This is a genomic window from Janthinobacterium sp. PSPC3-1 (assembly GCF_049896105.1).
Classification (GTDB): domain Bacteria; phylum Pseudomonadota; class Gammaproteobacteria; order Burkholderiales; family Burkholderiaceae_D; genus Janthinobacterium.
In genome coordinates this window covers 102,529-124,984 of sequence record NZ_JAFCTQ010000008.1, presented here as the reverse complement: position 1 = coordinate 124,984, position 22,456 = coordinate 102,529, and the positions used below count along the sequence as shown (strand labels likewise).

Annotated in this window: 20 protein-coding genes; 10 read left to right on the top strand and 10 right to left on the bottom strand. The window is 64.5% G+C overall.

Annotated features, from left to right (window positions below; all coding sequences use genetic code 11):
* The first annotated feature begins 3 nt into the window (after positions 1 to 3).
* The 3 genes from ACP7B7_RS11280 (at position 4) to ACP7B7_RS11270 (ending at position 4,005) form a co-directional block, all read left to right on the top strand.
* The gene (locus tag ACP7B7_RS11280) at positions 4 to 927 is read left to right on the top strand and encodes a carbohydrate ABC transporter permease (RefSeq protein ID WP_308923875.1); all 924 of its coding nucleotides are present in this window, start codon (positions 4 to 6) and stop codon (positions 925 to 927) included.
* Positions 928 to 936: 9 nt separating this feature from the next.
* Positions 937 to 1,788: a carbohydrate ABC transporter permease gene (locus ACP7B7_RS11275; protein WP_308923876.1), complete on the top strand. Its 852-nt coding sequence runs from the start codon at positions 937 to 939 to the stop codon at positions 1,786 to 1,788.
* Positions 1,789 to 1,881: 93 nt separating this feature from the next.
* Positions 1,882 to 4,005: an FUSC family protein gene (locus tag ACP7B7_RS11270; RefSeq protein WP_426076729.1), complete on the top strand. Its 2,124-nt coding sequence runs from the start codon at positions 1,882 to 1,884 to the stop codon at positions 4,003 to 4,005.
* Here the strand turns inward: ACP7B7_RS11270 and ACP7B7_RS11265 are convergent.
* Entirely contained in the window at positions 3,971 to 5,086 is a 1,116-nt protein-coding gene (locus tag ACP7B7_RS11265; protein WP_426076728.1) for a cytochrome-c peroxidase, read from the bottom strand. The genes ACP7B7_RS11270 and ACP7B7_RS11265 overlap by 35 nt on opposite strands.
* An 8-nt stretch (positions 5,087 to 5,094) precedes the next feature.
* Positions 5,095 to 7,662, bottom strand: a complete 2,568-nt coding sequence (locus ACP7B7_RS11260) for a hypothetical protein (RefSeq protein WP_426076727.1) — start codon at positions 7,660 to 7,662, stop codon at positions 5,095 to 5,097.
* A gap of 204 nt (positions 7,663 to 7,866) precedes the next feature.
* Here ACP7B7_RS11260 and ACP7B7_RS11255 point away from each other — a divergent pair, with 204 nt between their 5' ends.
* Positions 7,867 to 8,724, top strand: a complete 858-nt coding sequence (locus tag ACP7B7_RS11255) for a pirin family protein (RefSeq protein WP_426076726.1) — start codon at positions 7,867 to 7,869, stop codon at positions 8,722 to 8,724.
* Here the strand turns inward: ACP7B7_RS11255 and ACP7B7_RS11250 are convergent.
* From ACP7B7_RS11250 to ACP7B7_RS11240, 3 genes are all read right to left on the bottom strand, one after another.
* Positions 8,717 to 9,148, bottom strand: coding sequence for a DUF2442 domain-containing protein (locus ACP7B7_RS11250; protein WP_426076725.1), 432 nt, complete (start codon positions 9,146 to 9,148; stop codon positions 8,717 to 8,719). The two genes, ACP7B7_RS11255 and ACP7B7_RS11250, sit on opposite strands and share 8 nt — an antisense overlap.
* Positions 9,135 to 9,383 (bottom strand): DUF4160 domain-containing protein, encoded by a 249-nt coding sequence (locus tag ACP7B7_RS11245; protein WP_374694233.1) that lies wholly within the window; start codon positions 9,381 to 9,383, stop codon positions 9,135 to 9,137. The genes ACP7B7_RS11250 and ACP7B7_RS11245 overlap by 14 nt, the downstream gene beginning before the upstream one ends.
* Positions 9,384 to 9,525: 142 nt before the next feature.
* Positions 9,526 to 10,080, bottom strand: a complete 555-nt coding sequence (locus ACP7B7_RS11240) for a cob(I)yrinic acid a,c-diamide adenosyltransferase (protein ID WP_308923881.1) — start codon at positions 10,078 to 10,080, stop codon at positions 9,526 to 9,528.
* A gap of 152 nt (positions 10,081 to 10,232) precedes the next feature.
* Between ACP7B7_RS11240 and ACP7B7_RS11235 the strand changes: the two genes are divergently transcribed.
* The 3 genes from ACP7B7_RS11235 to glcF are packed head-to-tail and all read left to right on the top strand — an operon-like array spanning position 10,233 to position 14,068.
* Complete coding sequence (locus ACP7B7_RS11235) at positions 10,233 to 11,723, top strand: FAD-linked oxidase C-terminal domain-containing protein (RefSeq protein ID WP_426076724.1); 1,491 nt, start codon at positions 10,233 to 10,235, stop codon at positions 11,721 to 11,723.
* 17 nt (positions 11,724 to 11,740) lie between these two features.
* Positions 11,741 to 12,811 (top strand): glycolate oxidase subunit GlcE, encoded by a 1,071-nt coding sequence (glcE, locus tag ACP7B7_RS11230; RefSeq protein ID WP_426076723.1) that lies wholly within the window; start codon positions 11,741 to 11,743, stop codon positions 12,809 to 12,811.
* A gap of 27 nt (positions 12,812 to 12,838) precedes the next feature.
* Positions 12,839 to 14,068 (top strand): glycolate oxidase subunit GlcF, encoded by a 1,230-nt coding sequence (glcF, locus tag ACP7B7_RS11225; protein WP_426076722.1) that lies wholly within the window; start codon positions 12,839 to 12,841, stop codon positions 14,066 to 14,068.
* Here glcF and ACP7B7_RS11220 read toward each other — a convergent pair.
* The 3 genes from ACP7B7_RS11220 to ACP7B7_RS11210 form a co-directional block, all read right to left on the bottom strand.
* The gene (locus ACP7B7_RS11220) at positions 14,065 to 16,167 is read right to left on the bottom strand and encodes a putative bifunctional diguanylate cyclase/phosphodiesterase (protein WP_426076721.1); all 2,103 of its coding nucleotides are present in this window, start codon (positions 16,165 to 16,167) and stop codon (positions 14,065 to 14,067) included. The two genes, glcF and ACP7B7_RS11220, sit on opposite strands and share 4 nt — an antisense overlap.
* A 195-nt stretch (positions 16,168 to 16,362) precedes the next feature.
* Positions 16,363 to 17,508: a PilT/PilU family type 4a pilus ATPase gene (locus tag ACP7B7_RS11215; protein WP_426076720.1), complete on the bottom strand. Its 1,146-nt coding sequence runs from the start codon at positions 17,506 to 17,508 to the stop codon at positions 16,363 to 16,365.
* Positions 17,509 to 17,511: 3 nt separating this feature from the next.
* Entirely contained in the window at positions 17,512 to 18,555 is a 1,044-nt protein-coding gene (locus tag ACP7B7_RS11210; RefSeq protein ID WP_426076719.1) for a type IV pilus twitching motility protein PilT, read from the bottom strand.
* A gap of 73 nt (positions 18,556 to 18,628) precedes the next feature.
* Between ACP7B7_RS11210 and ACP7B7_RS11205 the strand changes: the two genes are divergently transcribed.
* The 3 genes from ACP7B7_RS11205 (at position 18,629) to ACP7B7_RS11195 (ending at position 21,019) form a co-directional block, all read left to right on the top strand.
* The gene (locus ACP7B7_RS11205; RefSeq protein ID WP_426076718.1) at positions 18,629 to 19,330 is read left to right on the top strand and encodes a YggS family pyridoxal phosphate-dependent enzyme; all 702 of its coding nucleotides are present in this window, start codon (positions 18,629 to 18,631) and stop codon (positions 19,328 to 19,330) included.
* A gap of 20 nt (positions 19,331 to 19,350) precedes the next feature.
* Complete coding sequence (gene proC / locus ACP7B7_RS11200; protein WP_426076717.1) at positions 19,351 to 20,181, top strand: pyrroline-5-carboxylate reductase; 831 nt, start codon at positions 19,351 to 19,353, stop codon at positions 20,179 to 20,181.
* Positions 20,182 to 20,641: 460 nt separating this feature from the next.
* Positions 20,642 to 21,019, top strand: a complete 378-nt coding sequence (locus tag ACP7B7_RS11195) for a hypothetical protein (RefSeq protein WP_426076716.1) — start codon at positions 20,642 to 20,644, stop codon at positions 21,017 to 21,019.
* Positions 21,020 to 21,098: 79 nt separating this feature from the next.
* On the opposite strand, the gene ACP7B7_RS11190 is transcribed toward ACP7B7_RS11195, so the two are convergent.
* Both ACP7B7_RS11190 and ACP7B7_RS11185 read right to left on the bottom strand, forming a co-directional pair.
* A complete protein-coding gene (locus ACP7B7_RS11190; RefSeq protein WP_426076715.1) occupies positions 21,099 to 21,824 on the bottom strand; it encodes an anti-sigma factor in 726 nt (241 codons plus the stop codon).
* Positions 21,821 to 22,378 (bottom strand): sigma-70 family RNA polymerase sigma factor, encoded by a 558-nt coding sequence (locus ACP7B7_RS11185; protein ID WP_308923893.1) that lies wholly within the window; start codon positions 22,376 to 22,378, stop codon positions 21,821 to 21,823. The genes ACP7B7_RS11190 and ACP7B7_RS11185 overlap by 4 nt, the downstream gene beginning before the upstream one ends.
* Positions 22,379 to 22,456 lie beyond the last annotated feature (78 nt).

The window sequence follows — 22,456 nt, the reverse complement described above, 5'->3', positions numbered from 1 at the left end:
GACATGCATACTTCTACCCTGGGCGCCGGCGGCGCCAAGCTGCAGGCGCCACGCCGGCCCGTGCGCTGGTGGGCCGCGCCCGCCTTCAAGCGGCACCGCGCCGCCGCGCTGTTCCTGGCGCCGGCCTGTCTGCTGGTCGGGCTGTACGTGGTCTACCCGATCCTGTACACCATCTACCTGAGCTTTTTCGAGTGGGATGGACTGGCGCAGAAGACCTTCGTCGGCCTGGCCAATTACCAGGAACTGTTTCATACGGATACCTTCTTCACGGCCCTGAAAAACAATTTCTTGTGGCTGGTATTGTTCCTGCTGGCGCCGCCCGCCGGCCTGGCGGTGGCCCTGTACCTGAACCAGCAGGTGCGCGGCATCCGCCTGGTCAAGTCGCTGTTCTTCGCCCCCTTCGTGCTGTCGGGCGTGGTGGTGGGCCTGATCTTCAGCTGGTTCTACGACCCCACCTTCGGCCTGCTGGCCCTGATCCTCGGCCACGGCGTGCCGGTGCTGGGCGATCCGCGCTATGTGACCTACGGCATCATCTTCGCCGCCTTGTGGCCGCAGACGGCGTATTGCATGATCCTGTTCCTGACGGGTCTCACCTCGATCAATTCGGAACAGGTGGAGGCGGCGCGCATGGAAGGCGCCAAGGGCTGGAAGATGCTGGTCCACGTGATCCTGCCGCAACTGCGCCCCAGCACCTTCATGGCCGTGGTGGTGACCATTATCGGCGCGCTGCGCAGCTTCGACCTGATCTCCGTGATGAGCGGCGGCGGGCCGTTTGAAAGCTCGACCGTGCTGGCCTATTACTCGTACGACCAGGCCATCAAGTATTACCGCCAGGGCTATTCGGCCGCCGTCGCCGTGGTGCTGTTCGCGATGATGCTGGTGTATATCGTGTATCACCTCAAGCGCATGCTGCGCACTGAACAATAAGGGGCCGCCATGTATCCCATGCCTGTCGAGAAATGGAAGCCGTGGAACCGGCGCCTGTACAAATTGTCGCTGCCGCTGGCGCTGGTGATCTGGCTGCTGCCGATGATCGCCGTGCTGGTGACGTCCCTGCGCTCCACCGAAGAACTGATGGAAGGCAATTACTGGGGCTGGCCGCGCGACCTGTCGCTGTGGGCCAATTACCACGAAGCGCTGACGGCTTCGCCGATGCTGCATTATTTCTGGAACAGCGTGCTGATCACGGTGCCATCGGTGATCGGTTCGATCGCGCTGGCGGCGATGGCCGGTTTTGCGCTGTCGACCTACAAGTTCAAGGGCAACACCTTTTTGTTCGCCACCTTTGTCGCCTGTAACTTCGTGCCCGTGCAAATACTGATGATCCCGGTGCGCAATATGTCGCTCGAGTTTGGCGTGTTCAACACGGTGCAGGGCCTGGTGCTGTTCCATGTGGCGTTCCAGACCGGGTTTTGCACCTTGTTCCTGCGTAACTTCATCAAGCAGCTGCCGTTCGAGCTGATCGAGGCGGCGCGCATCGAGGGCGCCGGCGAATGGACCATTTTTACCAAAGTGATTCTGCCGCTGATCCGGCCTGCCCTGGCCGCGCTCGGCATCCTGGTATTTACCTTTGTGTGGAATGACTACTTCTGGGCCCTGTGTCTGACGCAAGGCGACAGCGCGGCGCCGATCACCGTCGGCGTGGCGGGCCTGAAAGGGCAGTGGACCACGGCCTGGAACCTGGTCTCGGCCGGCTCCATCCTGGCGGCCCTGCCGTCGGTGCTGATGTTCTTCCTGATGCAGAAGCATTTTGTGGCAGGGCTGACGTTCGGCGCCACGAAGGGATAGCTCTACGTAGTTTCACGCTGCCGCCGCCGGCGCGCGCCCCTTACAATACCTGTCAGACAAGAACTTTGGCAGGGTCAGGGGCGCGCAGTGAAATTGAAGCAACTTCATCGCCGGTGGACCGGCCGGGCGGGGCGCTGGGCGGCGGCCCTGCATGGTCTTGGTGACCGGCTGGCGCAGCGCCGTCCGCTGTGGATGGTGACCCTGGCCATCGACGAAACGAATCTGTCCGAAGGCTTGCGCGCCGCCTGCGCGGCCAGCGCCATGCTGGCCCTGGGCCTGCTGTTCGATCATCCCGATTTTTCCTGGGCCGCCATCGGCGCTTTCTGGACCTGCCTGGCCGACGCGGCCGGCACGCGCCGCATGCGTTTCGTGTCGATGCTGGGCTTTGGCCTGCTGTCGACGTTTGCCGGTGGCGTGGCGGCGCTGGCAGCCGGCCATGGCGTGGCCGCCGCCGCCCTGGCCGTGCTGGTGTTTTCCTGGGCCGGCGCGCTGGCGCGCATCTGGGGCGCCGCCAGCGCGCAGGTGGCGATCCTGGCCGCCACCGCCTGCGTGGTGATGGTCACCCATCCGCTGCAGTCGGCGGCGCAGGCACTGCCTTTCCTGGCGATTTATTTGTTCGGTTGCCTGTTTGCCACCTTGCTGAGCTTTACCGTCTGGCGCATCCACCCTTACGGCCCCAGCCGGCAGGCGATCCGCAGCGCGTATCTGCGCCTGGCCGGCATCGCACGCGACAATGCGCGCTACCTGGCGCAGGCCGACGCCATGGCCGGCGCCGGCGCGCATGGCGCCAGCTACCGCTCGCAGGCGCGCGCCGCGCTGGAAGCGGCGCGGGTGGCGCTGGCCGCCGTACCGCCTGCGCGCGCCGGCAACAGCGCGCTGTTCGACAACCTGCTGCTGGCGCTCAGCGACGCCGAGCGCATCTTCGCCTATCTGATCGCCGTCACCCATTCCTGCGAGCGCGAACGGCAGCGCCTGCGCCACGATCCGCGCGCGCGGCGCAGCCTCGAGGCGATGGCGCTGCTGCTGCGCCGCCTGGGGCTGGCCTTGCGGCGCCAGCCGGAAACCCCGCCCTTGTTGCTGCAGCGCCGCCTGGCCGCCTGCGGCAGGCGCCTGGAAGCGGCGCTGGGCGCCTTGCTGCCGCTGCGCCTGAACGTGGAATTCATGCAGCTCGACTTGCCGCGCGCGGAGCGCCTGCCATGGCGGCAGGCGGCGGCGCAGGCCTTGTCGCAGGGCTGGTATACCCTGCGCGGCAACGCCACCCTGCAGTCGCTGGGCTGGCGCCATGCGGCGCGCGTGTCGCTGGCCACCACCACCGGCTTCCTGCTGGTCGAGCTGCTGCACATTCCGTTTGGCTACTGGGCCACCATGGCCACCTTGCTGATACTGCAGCCGTCCGTGTCGACCACCTGGCCGCGCGGCATGGAGCGGGTGGCCGGCAGCATCCTGGGGGCGCTGCTGGCGGTGCTGATCGGCCTGGTGATCCACACGCCGCTGGCGATCTCGCTGGTGGTGTTTCCGCTGATCGTCGCCACCATGGCGCTGCGCCGCGTCAGCTACAGCCTGCATGTGATGTTCATGACGCCGGCCTTTGTGCTGGTGGCCGATTACGCCATGCCGGCCAGCGAAATGGCGTATGCCCTGAGCCGCCTGGGCAACAATGTGCTGGGCTGCGTGCTGGCCTTGCTGGCGACGTTTTTCTTGTGGCCCGACCGCGAAGCGGACGACCTGGAACCGCGCCTGGCCGGCGCCGTCTCGGCCAACCTGAAATACCTGCTGGCGGTGCTGGCGGCGGGCGGCAAATGGGACCCGACGATCGCGCGCCAGCGCCGCGAAGCGGGCCTGGCCAGCAATAACGCCGAGCAGGTGCTGCAGCGCCTGCGCATCGAGCGCCGCCTGGACCGCAGCGCCGGCGTCGGCCTCGCCGCCTTGCGTACCTTGCCGCTGCTGCGCCGGGTGGCCGGCAGCACGGCGCGCATCAGCCTCAGTCCCGACGCCGCGCCCGCCACGCCGGTGCTGCAACAGTGGATTGCTGCCGTGGGCGGCGAAATCGACGCCTTGCTGCGCGGCGACAGGGAGGTGCCTGCCCCCGGCGACTGCCAGGCCACGGACCTGAGTCCGCTGCAGGCCGATGCGGTGGCGCAGGTACTGATGCTGCGCATTTTGCTGCGCCAGCAACTGGGCGCTACAGCACTTCCAGGAAGCTCTTCAGGGCCGTGATTTCATCGCGTGTCAGCTGCAAGCGCTGCAGCAGGGGCGAGGTGACGGGAAACTTCGGGTCTGCCGCCTGCTCCGCATTGCGCGGCAGGGGCCGCGACATGCCCGCGTTATACAGGTTCAGCACCCCCGCCAATTGGGGAAACAGGCCGTTGTGCATCCACGGTCCCGATTGCGCCACGCCGCGCAGCGACGGCGTGCGGAATTTGCCCACATCCTGCGCCTGGCCCGTGACCAGGTAGCGGCCCAGGTCTTCGTGTTTCTTGCGGCCATAAAAGGACAGCCCCAGATTGTGGAATTGCTGGTCCGTCAGCAAGGCGCCGCTGTGGCAGGTCATGCAGCGCGCCTTGGTGCGGAACAGGTGCAGGCCCAGCAGTTCGCGGTCGTTCAATACCGTGCGTTCGCCTTGCATGAAGGCGTCAAAACGCGTGGCCGGCGGCAGCAGGGTACGCTGGTAGCCGGCCAGCGCATTTAAAATGCGCGCCAGGGTCACGCCGCCCGCCTGGCCGAAAGCGGCGTCGAACTGCTTGTTGTAGTCGTCCAGCCGGGCCAGCTTGGCCGCCAGCGCCGGCACATCCATCGCCATTTCGTCGGCATGGCCCAAGGGCCCCAGCGCTTGCACTTCCAGGCTGGCCGCGCGGCCATCCCAGAACAGCGATTTGAGCTGGCCCACGCCCAGCAGGCCCGGCGTATTGCGCTGGCCCGGACGTCCTTCATGGCCGATGGAATTGCGCTTGTTGTCGGCAAAGCTGTGGGCCGGATGGTGGCAGCTGATGCAGGCCACCGCATTCGAGCGCGACAAACGCGGATCGGCGAACAGGCGCTGGCCCAGCGCCACTACTTTCGGTGACACGGGCGGCACGGCGATGGCCGAGACGGGCGCCAGCTGCGCCGGCGTAATGCCCGTGGGCACCTGCGGCCGTGGCCAGCCGGCGATGGGCCCGGCATACGCCTGGCGCAGGCAGGCGCCGTCCCAGCCCTTTTCTGTCGTGCAGGGTGCGGTAGGGTTTTCCTGCGCCTGGCTGGCCAGCCCCGGCAACAGGGCACCGCCCGCCAGCAGGGCGGCCGCCGCCGCTTTCTTCATGTGTCTCATCAGAAGCGGTAGCCCAGTTCCAGCGTGAACTGGCGCCCTTTTTCATAGACGATCTCGGCCGATGCATACAGGGGATTGCTGCGGTTGGTCACGTTTTCCACCGCCAGGTTGACATAGCCCTCGCCCGGCCCCGTCTTCGGCAGCGCATATTGCACCCGCATGTCCCAGCTGATGGACTTGCCGACCGTGGCGTCTTCGAACACGGTGGCCACGCCGCCGTCGAACAGCTTGCTTTCACCAGTACTGACCAGGCCGCTTTCCGGCCCGCGCACGCGCAGGAAATTGTCGAGCTTCAGGCGATAGGCGGGCACGTCGGTCGACAGCAGCAGGCGCGCCGTCCAGGGCCGGTTGTAGTTGGTGGCTGGCATGTCGGTCAACAGCATGAACTTGCCCTTGTAATATACGTAGCCGTCCAGGCCGTTGTCGATATTGCGCACGGTGGTCTCGTAATCGGCGTGCGAACTGTTGGTGTGCGTCTTGTCGACGCCAAACTGCACCCGGGTCGAGGTGCCGGCCCACTGCAGCGGCCGCACGGTTTCCGCCGACACCGTCCACAGCTTGCTGTTGGTATGGCCCACATTGTCCCAGTAGAAATTGGCGGCCGATACCACGTGATACACCAGCTCGTCGCGCCCGGCGCGCAGCACGCGCTTGGCGCTCCATTTCATGCCGCCCCATTGCTGGCTGACGCCCAGCATTTTCTCGTCGGTGTAGGGCGACTTCATGTCGCCCAGTTTGATCCAGGACCAGTTGGTGGCCATTTCCGGCGGACCCCAGGTGGTCAGCACGCCGTTCGACAGCCGGCGCGTCTGCGGCGAGGCCTGCAGCGCCATGCGCTTGGCGCGGGCATAAAACTCGAAGAAATTGCGGCCGTAGTAGCGGTTGGCGCCGAACTCGAGCTGCGTCGTGCCGTGGCCGCCCACGTCCCAGGTGGCCGACAGGCGCGGCGCGAAGGTGGCTTTCGGCGACAGCTCGTCGTCATCGTAGCGCGCGCCCAGACGCAGGCGCACGTCGCCGGCCTTGATGTCGTCCTGCAGGTGGACGGCGCGCGTCTTGTTGCTCAGTTCGTAAGAACCCGCATAATAGATAATCTGCTGCGCCAGGTACTGGCCGCGCACGGTGGACGCCGCATTCCAGGGCGTGGCCATGGAACAATACTGCGTGTCGACGCCGCCGCCCACCAGGGCGCAGCTATTGATATTGATCGATCCCTGGTATTGCTCGTATTGCGTGTGGCGCACATAGCTGCTGCGCTGCTGGCCCAGTTCCAATCCCGCCTGGAAGGCGTGCGAGGCGCCCAGGAAGGTCACCGGGTCCCACTTCAGCTTGCCCTTGTAATCGATGTTTTCCTGCTCCTGGTCCACATTGCCGAAACCGCCTTCGTTGCTGGCCCAGCCGGTGGCATTGGTGCCGGTCTTGACGCCCCAGTTTTTTTCGGAGGAATAGCGCCAGGCTTTCCAGATGCTGGAGTCGGCACTGCGCGAGCTGTCCATGCTCTTCCAGCTCAGTCGATGGTCCATGGTGGCGCCGCCTAGCCAGTCCACGGGATGGACCAGGCCCAGGTTGACGCCGCTGCCGCCGCTTTTCAGGTGAAAGCTGCTGTCCTTCGTATTGGCGATGAAGTGGTCGCCGCTGGACGGCGCATGCATCAGCGACAGGTCGGCCTTCACGCCGGGGCTGATGGTCCAGAAGGCCCGCACGAAGGCATTGTCGTTGCCGCGCTTTTGCACCTTGCGGTTGGCGTCGCTGCTGCTTTGCAAGCCGTTGCCATAGCCGTTCAGGGGAATTTCGGAGGTCTTGCGCACGAAGCTGCCGATCAGGCTGAAGTTGTCGCTCAGCTTGCCTTGCAGCGCGGCGCGGTAAGTCCATTTTTCAAATTCGGGCTGCAGGTCGGCGGTGGTGGAGTTGGCCGCGCTGGCGCGCTGGCTGTCGTTGAGCTTGTATTGCATCCAGCTCGAGCGCGTGCTTTCCACCGACACCTGGCCGCCCAGCTTGCGGGTCGGCGCGCAGGTATTGGCATTCACCACGCCGCCCTTGAAGCGGCCATATTCGGCGCCGACGTTCGAGTCGAGCACCGTCACCTCGCACAGCAGGCTGGTATCGATGGCAAAGCCCTGGCTGGCCGACGGCGGCGTGGTGGCGTTGTTGGTGCTGGACACGCCCTTGTTGGGATTGTTGGTGGGGCCGATATCGTTGTTGAGCGACATGCCGTCCATCTGGTACAGATTGTCGTAGAACTTGGCGCCGTTGATGCTGATGTCGGCCGGCGCCAGCTCGCCCTGAGTGGCGGACGCCTGTTGTTTGTTGGCGAACTGCACGCTGGGATTGATGCGCAGCAAAGTCGTGATATTGCCGTCGATGCCATTCATGGCCTCGATCTGGCGCCGGTCCAGCTTTTGTTCGCCCAGCGATTCCTGTTCGGCTTGCAGGCGTATTTCGCGCATTACCTGGTGTACCGGTTCGTCGGCGGCGGGCTCGGCGGCAAAGGACAGGGGAGTGGTGCTGCTGGCGCCAAATGCCAGGCTGATGGCCAGCACGGACTGGCGCAGGGTAAAGGTGGAAGACATGAAAACCTTGAACTGACGGAGGTGGGGCGGTTGCCATTTGTAAATGATAACCATTTCGATTTGGATTGGCAATATTGATTTTGCCATCAGTAAAAATATGCGCGCGGAATCTGGGCCTCCATCCGCCTGCGCCGGCGCCACGCCGTTCCCTGAATTGGGCGATAATCGCCGCAACTTCCATCATCCTAGGGATGCAGCGTGCACATGAAAACCATCAAGGGCCTGCACCAGGCTTACCGCGACGATATCGCCGATCTCACCACGCGCCGTCCCGTGCCAGGGCCGCGGCTGGAGCAGGTCGATCCTTTCCTGTTTTTGAATCACCACGGCCCGCAGACCTATGCGCCGGGCAACCGCGGCTTGCCGTTCGGCCCCCATCCGCACCGCGGCTTTGAAACCGTGACCTTCATTCTCGAAGGCGAGCTGATGCATAGCGACAGCGCCGGCCACGACAGCATTATCCGCGCCGGCGGGGTGCAGTGGATGACGGCCGGCAGCGGCCTGGTGCATGCCGAACTGTCGCCGCCCGCCTTCAAGCGCGGCGGCGGGCCGCTGGAAATCCTGCAGCTGTGGCTGAACCTGCCGTCACGCCTGAAGATGACGGCGCCGCGCTACCAGGGCGTGCAGGACGAGGCCATCGTCAAGCTCGCCACGCCGGACGGCTTGGGCACCCTGCACCTGGTGTCGGGCCAATATGGGGGGCGGAAGGGGCCGGTCGAGTCGCTGACCGGGGTCTTCATGTCGTGGCTGGTACTGCGCCCCGGCGCGCGCTTTGCACTCGATGGCTTGTGTGGCCGTAATGTGTTTTTGTATGTGGTGACAGGGGCGTTGGCGCTGGACGGCAAGATGGTGCCGGCATTTACCCTGGTCGAGCTCGATGTGGACGGTGATGGCGTGGCGTTTGCGGCGCCCGAAGGCGCGGTGGTGCTGTTTGGCCATGCCCAACCGATCGGCGAACCGGTGGTGGCGCACGGCCCCTTCGTGATGAACACGCGCGAGGAAATCAACCAGGCGATCCGCGATTATCAGGCCGGCAAGTTCGAACCAAATAAAGTTAGTTGACCGGCTCTTCGGCCAGTGTCACCTTGCGCGGACGGCCGCCCAGCTTGCCGTTTTCGCGCGCCGCTGCCGACTTGGCGCTGCTGCGCGCCTGGCCGCCTTTCTTGCCGTTGTTGCTTGCCACCCAGCGCTGCGAACCGAGAAAGCCTTCCAGCAGGGCCGGCAGGTACAGGTCGGCGTCGAGCAGGGGAAAATGGATGCCCAGGCCCGAAGGGCTGATACGGGCGTCGGCCAGGCTGGCCGGCGTGGCGTGTGCCAGGGCCGGCACGTCGCCGGGCGCAAAGGCGATTTCCAGTTTCGAGGCCAGGGTAATGACGACGCGTTCGATGCGCTGGTCATAGTGCACGGCCACGGCGGCGGGAAACGCGGCTTTTGTTGCCGCGCCGCGCGCGTTGGCCTGCGCAAAATCGTTGTCAGTGAATTCCATGGATTTCCTCCCATCGCCAGCATAGCTGGCCCAGTTCCGTCTTCAACGCCCCGGCAAGCCGGCCCAGGTGCTTTTGCGTATAACCATAATTTTCGCGCAAGCAGGGCGGCCCCCAGGGGCAGGCTAGCTCGAATACGGCCTCGCAGCCACTACCGAGCACATGCACATGCGCCGGCCGATGGTCATTCGAGTAGATCACGACCCGATGGCCAGCATAACTGAATATGGTAGGCATGGTAGCATAAACCTAAGTTGATTGGGTTATTGGTGGCGACTTTTTTGCCATATTTTTTGGCAGTGGTGCCCATGCCACGCCTGTCGCGCCCGAGCTTGCATGCCGGGCGCAGGTTTGTTGAGGCTGCGCAGGTGCGAAATGCTCAGCTGCGCGCGCGGTCATGCCGCCACAACACATCGCCGCCGCCGGCAAAGCGATTCAGCACGCGCGACAGCACGAACAGCAGGTCGGACAGCCGGTTCACATACTGGCGCGGGTGTTCATGGATGGTCTCGCTACTGGCCAGCGCCACGATGCTGCGCTCGGCGCGCCGGCATACGGTGCGGCACACATGGGCCAGCGAGGCGCCGCGCGAGCCGGCCGGCAAAATGAACTCGGCCAGCGCCGGCAGCTCCGCATTGTATTTGGCCAGCAAGTCGTCGAGGCGCAGCACGTGTTCTTCCTTGATCAGCTGGTAGCCGGGAATGCACAGTTCGCCCCCGAGGTCGAACAGGTCGTGCTGGATGGCGACCAGTTCCTCGCGCAAGGCGTCGGGCATGGCTTCACACAGCAACAGGCCCAGATGGGAATTGAGTTCATCGACGTCGCCCATGGCGTGCACGCGCGCGCTGTCCTTGCTGGTGCGGCTGCCGTCGCCCAGGCCCGTGCTGCCATTGTCGCCCGTACGCGTGGCGATTTTCGAAAGTCGCTTGCCCATGTTGCCATCCTGTCGTGTCAATAAAGAAGGGCAGCATACGACACTGCGTGCCGACGTGGCTGAAAGTTGGGCTTGAATCGGACGAAAAACGCGCGGCCCGCGGTTTTTTGTGCTTACAATCGTGGCAACGCCATGCCTGCCCGGATCATCACATGCACCTTGCCGCAGCCACACCCGGATTTACCCTGACGCGCCAGCAGACGGTAGCCGCCGCCCTGCGCGCCGTGCTGCCCGCGCGCAGCGTGCTGTCCGACAGCGAAGACACGCGCCCCTACGAATGCGACGGCCTGGCCGCCTACCGCCAGTTGCCGATGATCGTCACCCTGCCCGATACCGAAGAACAAGTGCTGGCCATCCTGCGCGTGTGCCGCGAACTGCAGGTGCCGATCGTGCCGCGCGGCGCCGGCACCGGCTTGTCGGGCGGCGCCTTGCCGATCGCCGATGGCGTGGTGCTGTCGACGGCGCGATTGAACCGCATCGTGCGCGTCGATGCCTATGCGCGCATTGCCGTGGTGCAGCCGGGCGTGCGCAACCTGGCCATTTCCGAAGCGGCGGCGCCCTACGCGCTGTACTACGCGCCCGATCCGTCCTCGCAGATCGCCTGCAGCATCGGCGGCAACGTGGCGGAAAACTCGGGCGGCGTGCATTGCCTGAAATACGGCCTGACGGTGCACAACGTGCTGCGCGTGCGCGTGGCCACCATCGACGGCGACATCATCGAACTGGGCGGCGAAGCGCTCGATTCCCCGGGCCTGGACCTGCTGGCCGTATTCATCGGCTCCGAAGGTATGCTGGGCATCGTCACCGAAGTGACCGTGAAGCTGGTGCCGAAACCGGCCACCGCGCGTGTCATCATGGCCTCGTTCGGCGACGTGGTTACTGGCGGCAATGCGGTGGCCAATGTGATCGCTGCCGGCATCATTCCGGCCGGCCTGGAAATGATGGACCAGACCTCGTCGCGCATGGTGGAACCGTTCGTGAAAGCCGGCTACGACATCGACGCGGCCGCCATCCTGCTGTGCGAGGCCGATGGCACGCACGAAGAAGTGGAAGAGGAAATCGCGCGCATGACGGCGGTGCTGGAAGGGGCGGGCGCCAGCGCGATTGCCGTGTCAACGACCGAGGCCGAACGCATGAAATTCTGGTCCGGGCGCAAGAATGCGTTCCCGGCCGCCGGGCGCATCTCGCCCGATTACTACTGCATGGACGGCACCATCCCGCGCAAGAAACTGGCGCAAGTGCTGACCGGCATCGCCGCCATGGAAACGACGCATGGATTGCGCTGCGCCAATGTGTTCCATGCCGGCGACGGCAACCTGCATCCATTGATCCTGTTCGACGCGAATCAACCGGGCGAATTCGAACGCGCCGAAGCGTTCGGCGCCGATATCCTGGCGTTGTGCGTGGCCGTCGGCGGCACCATCACGGGTGAACATGGCGTGGGCATGGAAAAGATCAACTCCATGTGCGTGCAATTTACACGCGCCGAGCTCGATGCTTTTTTTGCCGTCAAGCGGGCCTTCGATCCGCATGGTCTGCTCAACCCCGACAAGGCGATTCCCACCCTGAACCGCTGCGCCGAATTTGGCAAGATGCATGTGACGGCCGGCCGGCTGCCATTTGCCAACCTGCCGCGTTTTTAGTCACACCGGAGACCGCTTTGCAAGCAATAGCCGAACAATTCAGGCAACGCATCATCGACGCCGGCGCGGCGGGCACACCGTTGCGCCTGCGCGGCGGCGGCAGCAAGGACTGGTATGGCCAGCAGCTGGCCGGCGAGGTGCTCGATACGCGGCAATACACCGGCATCATCGACTACGAGCCGACGGAACTGGTGATCACCGCGTGCTGCGGCACGCCGCTGGTGGAGATCGAAGCGGCGCTGGCCGCGCGCAACCAGATGCTGGCGTTCGAGCCGCCGCACTTCGGCCCAGGTGCCACGGTCGGCGGCACGCTGGCCTGCGCGCTGTCGGGGCCGCGCCGCGCCAGTGCGGGCGCCGTGCGCGACTTCGTGCTGGGCGCCGTGCTGATGGATGGCAAGGGTGAACGCCTCGCTTTCGGCGGCCAGGTGATGAAGAACGTGGCGGGCTATGACGTGTCGCGCCTGCTGGCCGGCTCGCTCGGCACCCTTGGGCTGATCCTGGAAGTGTCGCTGAAAGTATTGCCCTTGCCGCTGCGCGAAGCGAGTGTTCGGTTTGAGTGCGCGGAAATCGCCGCGCTGCGCATGATGAACGAATGGGGCGGCCAGCCCTTGCCGATTTCCGCCAGCTGCTGGCATGACGGCGTGCTGACGGTGCGTTTGTCGGGCGCCGAGGCGGCCGTGACGGCGGCGCAGCGCCGCTTGCAAGGCGACGCCGTCGCGCCGGCAGACGCGGCGGCTTTCTGGAGCGCGCTGCGCGAGCAGAGCCACGACTTTTTCGCCGGGCCCGGCAGCCTGTGGCGCTTGTCCCTGCCGGCGCACGCCAGCGCCGTGATTTTGAAAGGCCGGCAATTGATCGAATGGGGCGGCGCCCAGCGCTGGCTGAAACAGGATGGCGATGCGGATGCCGCCGGCGCGCAGCGCATCCGGCAAAGCGTGGCGGCGGCCGGTGGCCATGCGACCCTGTTTCGCGGCGGCGACAAGGCGGTCGGCGTGTTCCATCCGCTCGCGCCGGCCGTGGCGGCCATCCACCAGCGGCTTGCCCGGAGTTTTGATCCGGCCGGCATCTTCAATCCGCACCGCATGTATTGACACTATTGAAGAACAGACTGAGACGCCATGCAAACCAATCTTGCCGACTTTATCAAGAATACGCCGGCCGGCGACGAAGCCGAAGCCATCCTGCGTGCCTGCGTGCATTGCGGCTTTTGCACCGCCACCTGTCCCACTTATCAACTGCTGGGAGACGAGCTCGATGGCCCGCGCGGCCGCATCTACCTGATCAAGCAGGTACTCGAAGGCGCAGCCGTCACGCAGAAAACCCAGACCCATCTGGACCGCTGCCTGACCTGCCGCAATTGCGAATCGACCTGTCCCTCGGGGGTGCAGTACGGCCGCCTGGTCGATATCGGCCGCAACGTGGTTGAGCAGCGCGTGCAGCGTCCCTTGCGCGAGCGCGCGCTGCGCTTTGCCCTGAAGGAAGCCTTGCCGCGCCGCTGGTTGTTTACGCCGGTCTACAAGGCGGGCCAGGCGCTGCGCCCGCTGCTGTCAAAAGGCCTGCAGGACAAATTGCGGCCCGGCGCGGCACCGGGCCGCTGGCCGGCGCGCAGCCACGCGCGCACCATGCTGGTGCTGGACGGCTGCGTGCAGCCGGCCATGTCACCGAATATCAATGCGGCCACGGCGCGCGTGCTCGATGCCTTGGGCGTGCAGCTGATCAATGTGGCGAAAGCCGGCTGCTGCGGCGCGCTGCGCCATCACTTGAATGAGCAGGAGGCGGCGCTGGACGACATGCGCCGCAATATCGACGCCTGGTGGCCGCATGTGGAAACGGCCGAGGCGATCGTCATGACGGCCTCGGGCTGCGGCGCCACCGTCAAGGAATATGGCCACCTGCTGGCGCACGATGCGCGCTACGCCGCCAAGGCGCAGCGCATTGCGCAGCTGGCGCGTGACCTGTGCGAAATCCTGCCGGCTTTCGAGGCGGAACTGGCGGCGCTGGTAAAAGGCCGCATCACCGGGCGCGTGGTGTACCACCCGCCCTGCACCTTGCAGCATGGCCAGCAGATCCGCGGCAGGGTCGAGCAGGTGCTGCGCGCGGTTGGCGTCGATGTGCGCCTGTGCGCCGACAGCCATTTGTGCTGTGGCTCGGCCGGCACCTATTCCATCCTGCAGCCGGCGCTGTCGCAGCAGCTGCGCGACAACAAGGTGGCCGCACTGGAAGCGTGCGCGCCGGACGTGATCGTGTCGGCCAATATCGGCTGCCTCAGCCATTTGCAGTCGGGTACCGAGGTGCCTGTGCGGCACTGGATCGAACTGATCGATGCGGCCTTGAACAAATCCTCCTAGATCTGGTCTTCCGTGTATTTTGCGGCGCGCCATTGCGGCGGCGCGACATAGTTGTTGGCCCAGTCCGGCACGGCGTCGGCCGGCATCGGGCGGGCGATGCCGTAGCCTTGCGCCAGGTCGCAGCCCAGCTCGATCAGGCGCTCGCCGTGGGCGATGCTTTCCACCCCTTCGGCGATCACCGTCAGCTGGAACGAGCGGGCCAGGCCGATCACGGCGCGCACCAGGTGCAGGTCGTCGCGGTCGTTGAGCATATTGTGCACGAAGCTCTGGTCGATCTTGATGATGTTGGCCGGCAGGCGCTTCAGGTAGGACATCGAGGAATAGCCGGTGCCGAAATCATCGAGCGCAAACGTGATGCCCAGCGCCTGGCAGGCGCGGATGATGCGGCGCACGTGTTCGACATCGTGCAGGGCCGATGATTCGAGGATTTCGATTTCCAGCATGCTGGCGCGCACGCCGGGAAATTCGCCGAGGATGGTTTTCAGGCGCAGCACGAAATCGGGCTGCTGGAAGTGGCGCGCCGCGATATTCACGCTGACCACCCACTGCCGGCCGACGGCGCCCCAGCGCTGCATCTGCCACAGCGCCTGGCGCAGCACCCATTCGCCGATATCGATGATCAGGTCGGTTTGCTCGACCAGCGGCAGGAACTGCGCCGGCGCCAGCAGGCCGCGCTGCGCATGCTGCCAGCGCAGCAGCGCTTCCATGCCTACCACGGCGCCGGTGCGCATGTTGACCTTGGGCTGGTAGTGCAGGCGCAGTTCGCCGTTGATCAGCGCGTGGCGCACCTCGGTGCGCTGGTTATGGTGGGTGCGCACTTCCTCGTCGAGGTGGCTGTCGAAGAAGTGATACTGGTTGCGCCCCGTCAGCTTGGCCTGGTAGACGGCATGGTCGGCGTGGCGCAGCAGGCTTTCCGCGTTCATGTCCTTGCCCGCGTAGACGGCGATGCCGGCGCTGGCCGTCAGCTGCACGGCTTGCTGGTCGCACTGGTAGGGCAGGCTCAGTTCGCGCATCAGCACCTGCAGCTGCTGCTCGATGCTGTCCACGCTGGCCTGGCCGCACAGCAGCAGCACGAATTCGTCGCCGCCCAGGCGCGCCGCATAATGCGACTTGCCGGTGAACTCGTGCAGGCGGCCGGCCACCTGCTTGAGCAGGTCGTCGCCCGCTTCGGCGCCGTAGCGGTCATTGATGGCCTGGAAGTGGTCGAGATCGAACAGGCACACGGCCATCAGGCGCTGGCGTTCGCGCGCCAGGAACAGTTCCTGTTCAAAGCGGGCCGCCAGCGCGGCGCGGTTGGGCAGGCCGGTCAGCACGTCATGGTAGTTTTGCCAGGACATTTTTTGCAGCACCTGCTGCATGTGCACGGTTTCCGTCAGCTGCGCGCCCAGCTGCTGCCGGCTCGCCTGCAGCGAGGTGAGCATCTCGCCCACGTCGCCCACCATGCCATTGAAGGCGCGCGACAGGTGTTGCGCTTCCGGCGTGGCGCCGGCCGCCATGCGCACCGTGAAGTCGCCGCCGCGCAGGCGCTCGATGACTTGCGCCAGCCGCGCCAGCAGCTTGCGGTGGGACGCCAGCAGCAAGCCCAGCAGTACGAGGATCAGGGCGATATTGAAGGCGCTCAGCATCGCTTGCTGGCGCACGGCCTGCCACACCTGCAGCAGCGGCAGGTCGGGCGTGTACTGCAGTTCCAGCACGCCATCGCTGCCGCCGGGCAGCGATACTTGCAGGCGGTTGTGGATCGGCCGCATGCCGGCCAGCCGGGCAAACCACGCCGGCACCTGCTCGTCTGGCGCTGGGCCAGGCTGGCTGTCGGCCAGCACTTCGATGCGCGCGCCGCCGCCGCCATGCCAGGCGATGGCGGCCAGGTTGCGGTTCAGGGGCAGGGCGGTGCGCAGCACCTGCTGCACGCTGGCGCCATCGGTGCGCACCGATAGCGGCAGCACGGTGTTGGCCAGGTACAGATTGAGCTGGCGCGCCTCGCTGCGGTAGCGCGCGTCCGCTTGCGCCGTTTCCGTCGTCAGCAGGGTATGGTAACGCACGGCGGAGACGGCCAGTATCAGCAAGAAAATGGGCAGGAACCAGCGGGAATACGTCCCCATCCGCGACCATGACGATAAAATGTTCCCGAAGACTGGCATCGTTCCGTATCGATATCCGTGAATAATTTAGCAAACATTATCACCGAATAGTGCCGTCAGGAACAGATATCGGACGCCAAGCTAAAAAAAAATTAACTGTAAGAAATTTGCATGTTTGTTGTTTAAAGTCAATGCAAATTTCACGGCGGATTTCTGCTACAGCAGTCCCAGAGAGCTGCCGCCCGTGCTGGCGTTGTCCGCTCCGCGCGCATGGGCCGCCTTGCCGTTGAGCTTGATGGACAGCCGCAAGTCATTGACGGAATCGGCATTGCGCAAGGCGTCTTCATAGCTGATCTGGTCTGCTTCGTGCAGGTCGAACAGGGCCTGGTCGAAGGTCTGCATGCCCAGCTCGCGCGATTTTTTCATCAGCTCCTTGATCTCGTGCACCTGGCCCTTGAAGATCAGGTCGCTCATCAGCGGCGAATTGAGCAGTATCTCCATCGCCACCTTGCGCCCGCCGCCATCCTTGTTCGGCACCAGCCGCTGCGAGATCAGGCCCTTCAGGTTCAGCGACAAATCCATCAGCAGTTGCTGGCGCCGCTCTTCGGGAAAGAAGTTGATGATGCGGTCCAGCGCCTGGTTGGCGTTGTTGGCGTGCAGGGTGGCCAGGCACAGATGGCCTGTTTCGGCAAACGCGATCGCGTGATCCATGGTTTCGCGGTCGCGGATTTCGCCGATCTGGATCACGTCGGGTGCCTGGCGCAAGGTGTTTTTCAGGGCCGTGCCCCAGTCTTCCGTATCGACCCCCACTTCGCGCTGGGTGACGATGCAGTTGCCGTGCGGATGGATGAATTCCACCGGATCTTCGATGGTGATGATATGGCCGTGGCTGTTGGCATTGCGGTGGCCAAGCATGGCCGCCAGGGTGGTCGACTTGCCGCAGCCGGTGGCGCCCACCATGATCACCAGGCCGCGCTTGCTCATCACCACGTCCTGCAAAATGGCGGGCAGGCCCAGCTTGCCCAGCTCGGGAATCGCGGTATTGATCGTGCGCAGCACCATGCCCGCCTGGCCCAGTTGTACGAAGGCCGAGACGCGAAAGCGCCCCAGGCCCTCGGGGCTGATGGCGAAGTTCGCTTCATTGCTCGCTTCAAAGCTTTGCACCTGCTTGTCGTTCATCAGCGCGCGCACATGGCCGGCCGCTTGCGCCGCGTCGAGCGGCGTCGATGACAGCGGCGTCAGCTTGCCGTCGAGCTTGATGGCCGGCGGAAAACCGGCCGTGATGAACAGGTCCGAGCCGCCGCGCGCGCGCATCTGCGCCAGCAGCGCGTGGATGGCGCCGGTATTGTCGCTGAGGGTCATGGCTTATCCCGGGAAGTTTTCAGGCGACTTGGCGGCCGAACGCGCCGTCTCGGACGAAATCGCGCCGCGCCGCACCAGGTCCGTCAGGCACTGGTCCAGCGTCTGCATGCCGACGTTGCTGCCGGTCTGGATCGCCGAATACATCTGCGCCACTTTCGCTTCGCGGATCAGGTTGCGGATCGCCGGCGTGGTCAGCATGATTTCATGGGCCGCCACGCGGCTCGTGCCATCCTTGGTTTTCAGCAGGTTTTGCGCGATCACCGCCTGCAGCGATTCGGACAGCATGGTGCGTACCATTTCCTTTTCCTCGGCCGGGAACACGTCGATGATGCGGTCGATGGTCTTGGCCGCCGACGAGGTGTGCAGGGTGCCGAACACCAGGTGGCCCGTCTCGGCCGCTGTCAGCGCCAGGCGGATGGTTTCCAGGTCGCGCAGCTCGCCGACCAGTATCACGTCCGGATCCTCGCGCAGCGCCGAGCGCAGCGCATTGCTGAACGAATGCGTGTGCTGGCCCACTTCGCGCTGGTTGATCAGGCATTTTTTCGGCTCGTGCACGAATTCGATCGGGTCTTCGATGGTCAGAATGTGGTGGTTCAGCCGTTCATTGACGTGATTGACCATCGCCGCCAGGGTGGTCGACTTGCCGGAACCGGTCGGTCCCGTCACCAGCACCAGGCCGCGCGGGCGCATCGCCAGCTCGCCGAAGATGCGCGGCGCGTTCAGCTCTTCCAGGCTCAGCACCTTCGACGGAATCGTGCGCAGCACGGCCGAGGCGCCCCGTTCCTGGTTGTAGGCATTGACCCGGAAGCGCGCCAGGCCAGGAATCTCGAACGAAAAATCGCATTCGAGCGCTTCTTCGTAGGCCTTGCGCTGGCCGTCGTTCATGATGTCATAGATCATGCCGTGCACTTCCTTGTGCTCGAGCGCCGCCACGTTCAGGCGGCGCACGTCGCCATTGACCCGTATCATCGGCGGCAGGCCGGCGGACAGGTGCAAGTCGGAAGCCTTGTTCTTGACGGAGAATGCGAGTAGTTCGGAAATGTCCATTTATAATCCCTGTGCCTGCAATAAAGGGCGCCGCGCGCATGCCGCGTCAACGCCCGCCCACTAGAAAATGATTATGTCCACAATCGAACAGAACTTGCAAGCCGTGCGGCGCAGTATTGCGCAAGCGGCCGCAGAAGCGCAGCGCCCGGCCGATGCGGTCACCCTGCTGGCCGTCTCCAAGACCTTTGGCGTTGACGCCGTGCTGGCGGCGGCGGCCGCCGGCCAGACGGCGTTTGGCGAAAACTATCTGCAGGAAGCGCTCGACAAGATCGCCGCCGCCAGGCTGGCCCTGCCGCAAGCGGCCATCGAATGGCACTTTATCGGCCCGATCCAGAGCAACAAGACGCGGCCCATCGCCGAGCATTTCGACTGGGTGCATACGGTCGAGCGCGAAAAGATCGCCGCCCGCCTGTCCGAGCAGCGCCCGGCAGGCATGGCCGACTTGAATATCTGCCTGCAGGTCAATATCAGCGGCGAAGCGAGTAAGAGCGGCGTATCGCCGGAAGAACTGCCAGCGCTGGCGCGCGCCGTGGCGCAACTGCCGAAGCTGCGCCTGCGCGGCCTGATGGCAATTCCCGAACCGCAGACCGATCCGGCCTTGCAGCGCGCCGCGTTTGCGCAGCTGCGTTCCCTGTATGAGCAACTGCGCGCCGACGGCCTGGCGCTCGATACCCTGTCGATGGGCATGTCGTCCGACCTGCAGGCGGCCGTGCTGGAAGGCGCGACCATCGTGCGGGTCGGCAGCGCCATCTTCGGTTCACGTAATTATTCCTGACCTTCATTGAAAGTATGACCATGACGCAAGCGTTGAAGATAGCATTTGTAGGCGGCGGCAATATGGCGGCGGCCCTGATCGCCGGCCTGGCGGGGAAACTCACGGCGGGCAGCAACATCCACGTGATCGATCCGCATGCGCCGGCGCTGGAAAAGTTAAACACGCAGTTTGGCGTCACCACCGCGGCTGCGGCCGATGATGCGCTGCGCGCGGCCGACGTGATCGTGCTGGCCGTGAAACCGCAGAGCATGCGCGAAGTGGCGGCCCAGCTGCTGCCGTTTCTCGATACGGCCAAGGCGCCGCTGGTGCTGACGATCGCCGCCGGCATCCGCAGTGTCGACCTGGCGCGCTGGCTCGGTGATTACCCTGCCATCGTGCGCTGCATGCCGAACACGCCGGCGCTGATCGGCATGGGCATTACCGGCATGGTGGCCAGCAGCGGCGTCAGTGCCGCGCAGAGAGCGCAGGCCGACGCCATCCTGGCGGCGGTCGGCACCACCGTCTGGCTCGACAATGAAGAAAAGATCGATCCGGTGACGGCGATTTCGGGCAGCGGCCCGGCCTATGTGTTCTACTTTATCGAAGCGATGCAGCAGGCGGCGCGCGAGCTGGGTTTGAGCGACGAGCAGGGTACGCAGCTGGCGATCGCCACCTTTACGGGCGCGGCGCAACTGGCCGCCAACTCCAGCGAGCCGGCCTCGGTGCTGCGCGAGCGCGTCACCTCGAAAGGCGGAACGACGTACGCAGCGCTCACCAGCATGGAAGAGAGCGGCGTCAAGGCGGCCATCGTCAGGGGCATCAAGGCAGCGGCGGCGCGCGGACGTGAACTGGGTGAAGAGCTGGGGAAATAAAAGCACCTGACAACACCGTGGCTAGCGGCTGTGGGGCGCTGTGGACGAACAATAAAGTCGGACGCAAACTTTAAAAATAGAGTGTATAGACGTGGATACGACCAATGATGAGTTTGCTAGTGCAGATAGAGCGCGTTGTTGACGACCACTTTCCGATATGGGTAGCATGCGTGCTTACCGATGCTGACGGCGTACGACATGAATTCGTCGAAAAAGGACCTGTCGTCAGCACTGGGGAGTTAATGTCCGAGAGCCATTACCCCCACCTCGGGCACATCGGCTGCGTCATTGAAGAGGAATGGGTTGATAAACTGGGACGTAGCCTGGTACGGGTGAGCACTGAGAAGCCTTGGTCCATAGAATCGGTAGCGGGAGAGACCAGGTTCACGGTATTGAAAGAACGAATTTTTACGGGTCAAGTTTGGGCTGCGAACGGCCAAGGGCAGTCATTGGAGAGATAATGGATTGGGCACCGATTTCAGAGGCCGGATTGTGGGACAAGATCATCAGTGCGGAAGGCCGAATGAACCTTCAGGTCCTGCGCCTGTGGGAAACCATCAAAATTCTTCCTGAAAAGTGGATCGAACAAACGTATGGCACAGTTGGTGGTGGCTTTTGGGTGGTGGCCATCATCGGCAACAGGGTGATCTGGTTCAACGATATCGAAGATGGTTTTAACTGTTCTTCATATGTAGTTGCCGGTAAGCTTGCCGAGTATTTTTGCAACCAGGATGAACTTGAGATAACCGTTCAACATGTATTGACGATCATCGAGACGGGCAGGGGGGCCATCGCGCGATGCTCCGCCCCGATCGCAGGGGAATGGCAGTCGAGATAAGCATGTATCAAAGCTCCGGTTCCGGGCGACAGACACCACTCGCATCGCCCAGGAAACTGCAGGTTTGGTGAGATGTTTTCTACATCACCTTCACGGCGCGGCCGATATACAGGATCGGGCCGGTCGGCCGGCCCGTCGGCGAGCCTGTTTCCGGCTCCAGGGTGATTTCAAACAGCTGTTCGGCCTGCATCGGCGGCAGCTTGTCGAGATTCAGCTTGAGTGTCTGGCCCGGCTGCACCAGGCCCAGCGAGACGGGTGCGCCCCAGTCCTTGCCCTTGGTCCAGAACTGCAGGGATTTTTGTTGCGGCACGGCGGTCGGCCCGAGCGGAATCAGGCTCAGGTCGCGGCCGTTCCTGTTGCCGGCCTGGACGATCCAGCCGGGCGCCTTGTCCTGCGGCGCGACCAGCACCACCAGGTAGCCGGGGCCGCTTGGTGCCTGAAATTGCATGGTCACCATCACGGCCAGCGCGGCGGCGGTTGCCAGGCCGCCGCCGGCCAGTATCCGCCAGAACGCCAGGCTGTTCCACCAGGCTTGCCAGCCGCCGGCCTGCCGCACGGCGTTTGGCGTGAACAGGGTCGAGGCGATGCGTGGCCACAGCTGGGGCGACGGTTCGGCCGGCGGCGCCAGCGCGGTCAATGGCAGCAGCCGCCGTTCCCAGCTGTCGACGGCGTCGCGCAGCAGGGCGTCGCGCGGCAAGCGCTGTTCGACTTCGCTGCGTTCATGCGTTTCAAGGGTGCCCAGCACATATTCGCTGGCCAGGCGTTGCAGTTCTTCGTCGCTCATCGGCAAATCCGGCGTATTCATCCCATGCACTCCCGCAAGCTGGCCAGGCCGCGCTTGACCCAGGCTTTCACGGTACCCAAGGGCGACGCCACCCGCTGGGCGATTTCGCTGTGCGAGCAGCCGTCGACATAGGCGTACAGGATGCAGTTGCGCTTGGACTCGTCAAGGTGGCCCAGGCAATCGTGCAGCTTGCCCATGTTCGCTTGCAGGGCGTAGGCATCGGCTGGTTCATCATCCTGGCGTGCATGCAGCAGGTTTTCCACGGTATCCTCGTCGGCCGATATTTCATGGGCGCGCGCACGCGCCACGTTCAGCGCCTGATGCCGCACCACCACGTAGATCCAGCCCTTGCCGCTGCCGCGCGTGGCGTCGAAACTGCCGGCGCGGCGCCAGATGCTGAGAAAGGCGTCGTGCAGCACGTCTTCGGCCAGCGCTCGCTGGCGCACGATGCGCAGCGCCACGCCCAGCAGGTAACGGCTTTCCTGCTGGTACAAGGCCTGCAGGGCCTGCTGTTCGCCGCGCGCGCAGGCGCGCAGGGCGGCGTCGTAGTCGTAGGTGGCGGCTGGTGTAGGCAAGGTGGCGGCTATCGGTGGGTTGGCAAGTTTTCAATGGATTATAGGCCAGAAAATAGCTTGCCAACCGTCATGTTTCAA